Origin of the sequence: Dactylosporangium sp. CS-047395 (assembly GCF_050942185.1) — a bacterium.
In the GTDB taxonomy this organism is placed as follows: Bacteria; Actinomycetota; Actinomycetes; order Mycobacteriales; family Micromonosporaceae; genus Dactylosporangium.
Window position 1 is genome coordinate 5,985,683 of sequence record NZ_CP192015.1, and the last position, 7,489, is coordinate 5,993,171.

The 7,489-nt window shown below is 72.8% G+C and carries 4 protein-coding genes; 1 reads left to right on the top strand and 3 read right to left on the bottom strand.

Annotation, left to right across the window (positions count from 1 at the left end; translation table 11 throughout):
• Positions 1 to 62 precede the first annotated feature (62 nt).
• The gene (locus ACQP00_RS28215) at positions 63 to 509 is read left to right on the top strand and encodes a GNAT family N-acetyltransferase (protein WP_433200128.1); all 447 of its coding nucleotides are present in this window, start codon (positions 63 to 65) and stop codon (positions 507 to 509) included.
• 24 nt (positions 510 to 533) lie between these two features.
• Here the strand turns inward: ACQP00_RS28215 and ACQP00_RS28220 are convergent, their stop codons facing one another.
• Genes ACQP00_RS28220 through ACQP00_RS28230 form a run of 3 tightly spaced genes read right to left on the bottom strand, consistent with a single transcriptional unit; the run spans position 534 to position 7,489 of the window.
• The gene (locus tag ACQP00_RS28220; protein ID WP_433200131.1) at positions 534 to 1,511 is read right to left on the bottom strand and encodes an LLM class flavin-dependent oxidoreductase; all 978 of its coding nucleotides are present in this window, start codon (positions 1,509 to 1,511) and stop codon (positions 534 to 536) included.
• Complete coding sequence (locus ACQP00_RS28225; protein ID WP_433200134.1) at positions 1,504 to 6,699, bottom strand: non-ribosomal peptide synthetase/MFS transporter; 5,196 nt, start codon at positions 6,697 to 6,699, stop codon at positions 1,504 to 1,506. The genes ACQP00_RS28220 and ACQP00_RS28225 overlap by 8 nt, the downstream gene beginning before the upstream one ends.
• Before the next feature lie 13 nt (positions 6,700 to 6,712).
• Positions 6,713 to 7,489 carry an SDR family oxidoreductase gene (locus ACQP00_RS28230; RefSeq protein WP_433200137.1) on the bottom strand — a complete coding sequence of 259 codons (777 nt, stop codon included), beginning with the start codon at positions 7,487 to 7,489 and terminating at the stop codon, positions 6,713 to 6,715.

A 7,489-nucleotide genomic window follows, 5' to 3' on the forward strand; every position in this document is an offset into this window, starting at 1 on the left:
GGCGCATCCGGCCGCCCGGCGGGTGCAGCATAATTCCACGCCCGATGGATACAGTCGCGACCATGGGCATGGGTGTTGAGGTCGAGGTCGTCCGGGACGTGACGGATGAGATCGTGCAGGCGTTCGCGCGGCTGCTCCCGCAGCTGTCCCGATCGGCCGAGCCGCCGAGCCTCGAAGCGCTGCAGGCCGTGGCGACCTGGCCCGGCACCCATCAGTTGATCGCCCGCGCCGACGGCGCCATCGTCGGCGCGCTCACCCTGGTGACGTTCCCGATCCCGACGGGACTGCGGGCCTGGATCGAGGACGTGGTCGTCGACGGGGCGGCCCGGGGCCGGGGCGTGGGGGCCGCGCTGACCCAGGAGGCCGTCCGGCTGGCCCGTGCGGCGGGCGCCCGCACCGTCGACCTGACGTCGCGCCCGTCCCGCGCGGCGGCGAACCGGCTGTACGAGCGGCTCGGCTTCCAGGTGCGCGACTCGAAGGTGTACCGGCTCTCTGAGGAGGCGTCCTGAGGGACCATCCAGGACGCTGTTGCGTCATCGTGGCGTCAGGGCCGCCGCTCGGGTGAGGGCCTGGCGGGCGTGGTGCAGGTCGTCCTCCTCGGCCGGGATGTCCAGGATCAGCGACTCGGCGCCGCAGGATCGGTAGGCGGCCAGGTAGGCGGCGACCTCGTCGTAGTCGCCGACCAGGTACGGGCAGAAGGTGCGGTAGGTCTTGAACGGGTGCAGCCAGTACACGCCCACGTCGGCCGCGGCGGAGAGCTGCGCGTGCCAGTGGGAGTCGGTCAGGCGGGTCACGATGCGGTGGCGCCGTTCGCCCATCGGGTCGCCCGGGAACCGGTCGTGGGCCGCCTTCCACGCCTCGGTGCTGGTCGGGCGGGCGATGATGCCCAGCCGGATGCCCGCCCGGGCCAGCTCCGAGGGGCCGTAGTCGGAGACCGGGCGCGGGTAGGCGAACCGGAGGACGCCCAGCGCCGCCGCGCACCGCGTGCTCGCCTCGCTGGAGCCCGACAGGACCAGCCGCGGGGACAGCGACGGCGGCGGGCGGTGGGGCAGTGACGCCGCCGTGAGCTGGTAGTACTCCCCCGTGAACGTGACCGGGCGGGAGGAATCCAGCAGGTGTTGGATGGCTGTGCCGTATTCCAACAGCCGGTCGTACCGGTCGTCGTGCTCCACGCCGTCGCCCAGGGCGGCGAGGTGCTGGCGGGAGCCGCCCGTCACCAGGTTCAGGTGGACCACGCGGCCGTGCAGGTAGGACAGGGTCGCTGCCAGGCGGGCGGCCGCGTACGGGGAGACGTACACCGGCTGGACGGCGACCAGCGGGGCGACCCGTGCGGACGACTCCAGGATCAGCTGCGCCACCAGCCACGGGTCGATCAGGGTGTTGTCCGAGTACACCAGCAGGCCCACACCGCCGGCGGACTCGGTCCAGGCGGTGATGTCCAGCAGGCGGCGGCGGAACGCCGGGCCGTCGAGGCCGACCGAGGCCGGGGCCGTCGTGTACACGTCAAGCATGGCGCCTCCTCAGTTCCGCGAGGCCGATGGCGTCCTCCGGTTCGGTGTCGGGGACGTCGAAGTCGAAGCGGGCCAGGGGGCGGTACCGCATCGCGGCCAGGGCGATCACCGCGATCGCGGCGCCGAACAGCAGGTAGGTCGGGGCCAGGCCGATGGCCGCCGAGACGCCCGGGCCGATCAGCATGAAGCCGATCGGCAGGGTGCCGAAGGCGAACACGGTGTTGACCGCGAAGACCCGGCCGTGGGCCCGGGGCGGGACCTTGACCTGCACGATCGTGGCGTAGATGGCGTTCATCACGGTCAGGGCCACGAACATGCCGAAGACGCCGACGGCGATGACCGGGATCGAGTGGAACAGGCCCGCCAGGGCGGCGAACGCGGCGAACGTCAGCGCCGACAGCAGCACGCCGCGCATCCGGCGGTGGGCCGGGCCGCCCCAGAACACCATGATGAGGCCGCCGGTCACGACGCCGGCGCCGCCCGCGACCGCGACCTGGGTGACCGCCCGCAGGCCGCCGACGCTCAATACCAGCGGCTGGACCAGGACCAGCACGGGGCCCAGGAACAGGTTCGACACCGCGAAGAACAACAACATGGCGCGGAAGCCCGGTGTGCCCATGGCATACCGGAAGCCGCTGCGGATTTCCTGCGCCATGGGCTCCTTGCGGCGGTACGCCATCAGCGCGGGGAATTTGACGATCGCCAGGACGACGACGGCGACGCCGTAGGAGATGACGTCCAGCGCGAGGATGCCGTCCAGGCCGATGGCGGCCATCACGCCCACCGCCGCCACCGGCACGAGGAACTGGGCGATGCCGAGGCCGACCTGCACCATGCCGTTGGCGTGGCCCAGAAAGCGCTTGGGCACCAGCTGCGGTACCGCGGAGTTGTAGGCGAGGCGCTGGAAGGTGAGGGACACGGAGAGTACACCCAACAGCACATAGATTTGCCAGAACTGCAGGCGGTCGGTGAGCAGCAGGGCCAGGAACGCGCCCTGGGTGAGCAGGGCCGCGCTGTCGGCGGCGAGCATCACCGCGCGGCGGCTGTAGCGGTCGACGAGGGCGCCGGCGACCGGGAGGACGAGCATGCCGGGGACCAGCGCGATCGTGGAGAACAGGGCGAGTCGCAGCAGGGAGTGCGTCTCCAGATAGATCCACACCGGGACCGCGAACTCGGTCATCGCCGTGCCGAGCATGGACACCAGCTGGCTGGCGGCGATGACGGTGAAGCGGCGCATGCTCGGTTCCGGACCGCGCCGCTCCACTGTGGACCGGGTGGAGGCGCCGAGCCGGCGCCAGGTCTCGGTGGCGTGCTCGGCGACGCCGTCGGGGACGGGGCGGCGGGCGGTGACGATGGCCGCCAGTTCCGCCGCGCGCCACTTGAGGAAGTAGTGGCCGGCCTCGTCGAGGACGTACAGCGCGGTCGTCTCGGTCAGGAAGTGCCACTCCCGGTAGCGTTCCTGGTAATACATCGTGGCGTCGTCGCGTTCGCCGACGATGGAAATGATGGGCGCGCGGAGTCTCGTGGCGCCGGACTGGTACAGGCCGGTGAAGTACTCCTCGGCCGCCTCGCTGTCGCTGCGCATCCGGCGGACCATCGCGCGGACCTGGGACTGGTCGAAGTCGCTCAGGTCCAGGCCGAGCGAGGTGAGCCAGTTGGAGTAGGACCGGTCGCTGCGCAGCCGGTCGAAGCGGCTCAGCAGCCGGGCGACTGGGCCGCGGGGGCGGGCGAACGGGAAGATGCCGCCGGCGAACACGGTCTCGACGTCGCGGCCGGCCGCCTCGAGGGCGCTGGCGACCGCGACGGCCAGGGCGCCGCCGATCGCGCAGTGGCCGTAGAGCGCGACCGGGCCCTGCACCCGCTCGAGGATCTCGGCGGCGGTGTCGGCGACGAGGGCGTGGAACTCCTTGCCCTCCTCCCGCAGCCCGACGTCGTTGCCGGGGATGGCCAGCGCGAGCAGGGCGTGCCGCGGCGGGAGCGCATCGGCGAGGGGTTGAAATACAATGGCCGATCCCCCGCCGTACGGCATGCAGACCAGCGTCAGCTCCGCCTGTCCTCCGGCGACGGGTCGGGTCAGCTCGTGCAGGAGCCGCTTCGGACCACGGGCCTCGGCCGGGGTGTCGACGAGCGCGGCGAGCCCGCGCACCGTTGGATTCTTGAACAGCTCCATGACGCTGACCGGCACCGGCAGCACGGTGCGCAGCTTGGCCACGACCTGGGTGGCGAGCAGCGAATGGCCGCCGAGGTCGAAGAAGTCGTCGTCGGCGCCGACCCGGGGCAGGGCCAGGACGTCGGCCCACACGGCGGCGATCGCGGTCTCGGTCGGCGTGGCCGGCTCGGCGAACGAGGCGGCGGCGGCGACCGGGGCGGGCAGGGCGCGGCGGTCGAGCTTGCCGTTGGCCGTCACCGGCAGTTCGGGCAGCTCCACGTAGGCGGCGGGGACCATCGCGTCGGGCAGGACCAGCTTGAGCGCGCTGCGCAGGTCGCCGTGACCGTCGCCGACGACGTACGCGACGAGCCGCTGATCCCCCGGCCGGTCCTCGCGCACCACGACGGCCGCGTCCCGCACGCCGGGCTGGGCACGCAGGACGGCGGCGATCTCCCCCGGCTCGATCCGCATGCCGCGCAACTTGACCTGGTCGTCGAGGCGGCCGAGGTACTCCAGGGTGCCGTCCGGGTCGCGCAGGACGAGGTCGCCGGTGGCGTACATCCCGTCGCGGAACCGTTCAGCGGTGAGTTCCGGGCGGTTGAGGTAGCCGGGGGCGACGCCGACGCCGGCGATGTGCAGCTCGCCGGGCACCCCGACCGGCACCGGTTCGCCGGCGGCGTCCAGCACGAGCAGGCGGATGTTCTGGATCGGCGCGCCGATCGGCACCCGGGAGCGGCCCGCCAACGCCTCGGCCGTGCACTCCCAGAAGCTGACGTCGATGGCGGCCTCGGTCGGCCCGTACAGGTTGTACACCGGGCAACCGAGCCGGTCCAGCGCGGTGCGGGCCAGGTCGACGGGCAACGCCTCGCCGCTGCACACGACCCGGCGCAGGCCGGTGCACGCCTCGATGCCGTCCTCTGCGAGGAACATGGCCAGCATCGACGGTACGAAGTGGACGGTCGTGACGCCCGCGCCGGCGATGAGGTCGCGCAGGTAGGCGGCGTCGCGGTGGCCGCCGGGCCGGGCGAGGACCAGCCGGGCGCCGGTGATGAGCGGCCAGAAGAACTCCCACACCGACACGTCGAACCCGATCGGGGTCTTCTGCAGCACGGCGTCGTCCGCGCCGAGGGCGAAGGTCCGCTGCATCCAGTCGATGCGGTTGTGGATGGCCGCGTGGGTGTTGGGCACGCCCTTGGGCCGGCCGGTGGAGCCGGAGGTGTAGATGACGTAGGCGATGTCGTCGCGGTCGAGCGACCCACCGTCGGCGGGCTCGACCCCGGTCTCGGAGACGACGGCGACGGGCGCCGCGTCGGAAATCATGAACGCGGTGCGGTCCGGCGGGTTGTCCGGGTCGAGGGGCAGGTAGGCGGCGCCGGTCCGCAGCACGGCGAGCAGCCCGACGACAAGGTCGAGGCCGCGTTCCAGGTGCACGGCAACGATCCGGCCGGGTCCGGCCCCGTGGGTCCGCAACTCGGTCGCGAGCGTGTCGGCCTCGGCGAGCAGCTCACGGTACGAGATGGATTGCCCTTCGAACACGACCGCGGGTGCGGACGGGGTGCGCCCGGCCTGCTCGGCGATGAGCTCGTGCAGGAGCCGCACCGGGCCGATGTCCACAGTGGAGGCGTTGACGGTGTCGAGGACGAACGTGCGCTGGTCGGGCCCGAGCATCGGGATGCGGCTCACGGGCTGCTCGGGATCGGCGGCGACGGCGCGCAGGAGCTGCCCGAAGTGCTCGCCCATCCGCGCGATGGTGGCCGGGTCGAACAGGTCGCTGTTGTACGTGACGAAGCCCTCGAGCCCGCCCGCGTCCGGGTCGTACATGTAGAGCTCGAGGTCGAACCGGGTCTGGCGGACCGGGACCGGGTAATCCAACACCGCGAAGCCGGCCTCGGGCGGGGCACCGCCGCCGTAATTGAGCACCGTGAACGTGACCTGGAAGACCGGCGAGCGGGACACGTCGCGGGGCATCCGCAGCCGGGTGACGAGCCGGTCGAACGGGGTCTCCGGATGGTCGAACGCGTCGAGGACCCGCTCGCGGACCCGGCCGAGCAGCTGCGCGAAGGTCGGGTCACCGCCGACGTCGGCGCGCAGGGCGAGGACGTTGGCGAACAGCCCGACGACGCCCTCGAGCTCCGGCATGCTGCGCCCGGCGACGGTCGAGCCGACGGCGAAGTCGTCCTGCCGCGAGTACCGCATGAGCAGCGTCTCGTACGCCGCCAGCAGCACCATGTACGGGGTGACGCCGAAGCGGCGGCCGAGGGCGGCGACGGCCCGCGCCATGTCCTCGCCGAATTCGAGGGGGTGGGCGGAGCCGTTGAACGTCTGCTCGGGCGGGCGGGGCCGGTCGGTGGGCAGCTCCAGCGGTGGCACCCCGGCGAGCCGGTCGGCCCAGTAGGCGAGGTCGCGCTCCAGCCGCTCGCCGGTGTAGCGGGCCCGCTGCCAGGCCGCGTAGTCGCCGTAGCGGACCGGGAGCGGGTCGAGGGTGCCGCCGGCGTAGGCGTGCAGCAGGTCCCGGTTGAACACGTCGATGGACCAGCCGTCGGAGCCGATGTGGTGCATGATGACGCTGAACACGTACTCGTCGTCGGCGACGCGGACGAGCAGCGCGCGCACCAGCGGGCCGGTGGCCAGGTCGAACGGGCGGGCGCCGAACTCGGCCACGACGGCGTCGACGATGTCCACATCGGACTCGGCCCGCAATTCCAACGGGACGCTGACCTGCTCGTCGACGGTCGCGGCCGGGCGCCCGTCGGGGTCGGTGACGAACCGGGTGCGCAGCGCCTCGTGCCGGGCCGCGACCGCGTCGAGCGCCGCCTGGAGCCGGTCGGGGTCCACGGGCCCGCGCAGCCGCACCACGATCGGCACGATGTATGCGGCGGTGTCGGGCACCAGCTGGTCCATGAACCACAGCCGCTCCTGCGCGAACGACAGCGGCGGGTGCCCGTCGTCCTCGCGGCGCGGGATTCCCGCCGGCCGGCGCGTGGTGAGCCGGCGGCGCAGCAGCTCGGCGCGGGCGGTGCGGTCGATATCGGTCGTCAACTGTGGTCCCCCGTCAATCTGTGCATCCGGCGACGTCCTGGGCGTACTCGACGAGCGAGCCGGTCATGATGCCGCCGCGTTCGGAGAGCATGAGGACGGCGAGGTCGGCGAGTTCGTCCGGCTTGGCGAGCCGGCCCATCGGCTGGGCGGCCTCGGCCGCGGCGAGCCAGCCGTCGCCGGCGCCGTGGGCCCGGCGTTGGATTTCGTCCTCGTGCGGGGTGTCGGTCCAGCCGAGCAGGATGCCGTTGACCCGGATGCGGTCGAAGCGGTGCGCGTGGGCGACGTTGCGGGTCAGCGTGGCCAGGGCGCCCTTGGACGCGGCGTACGCGGTGAGGTGCGGCTGCCCGCCCAGCGCCGCGACGGACACGATGTTGAGGATCGCCCCCGGCTCGCCGCGGCGGCGCATGTCCCGCACCGCCTCCTGCATGGTGAGCAGCGGCGCGCGGACGTTGACGGCCATCATCCGGTCGAACAGCTCCGGTGTCGTCTCGTCCAGTGTGGACCGTTCGGTGCTGGCCGCGCAGTTCGCCAGGGCGTCGATGCGCCCGAACCACTCGACGGTGCGCAGGACCACCGATCGCGCGTCCTCCGCACGGTACAGGTCAACCTGGAGGAATCGGGTCGGGCAGCCCTTCGAGCTCAGCTCGGCCGCGATCCGCTCGCCGCGGCCGGCGTCGCGCCCGGCGATCGTCAGGCCGGCGACCCCCTCGGCGGCGAGGGCCCGGGCGATGGCCTCCCCCACGCCGCTGGTACCGCCGGTGACCGCGGCCACCCGCCCGTCGAAGCGCAC

Coding starts and splice junctions, on each gene's coding strand:
- ACQP00_RS28220 (WP_433200131.1), bottom strand. CDS start 1,511: ATGCTTGACGTGTACACGACGGCCCCGGCCTCGGTCGGCCTCGACGGC.
- ACQP00_RS28215 (WP_433200128.1), top strand. CDS start 63: ATGGGCATGGGTGTTGAGGTCGAGGTCGTCCGGGACGTGACGGATGAG.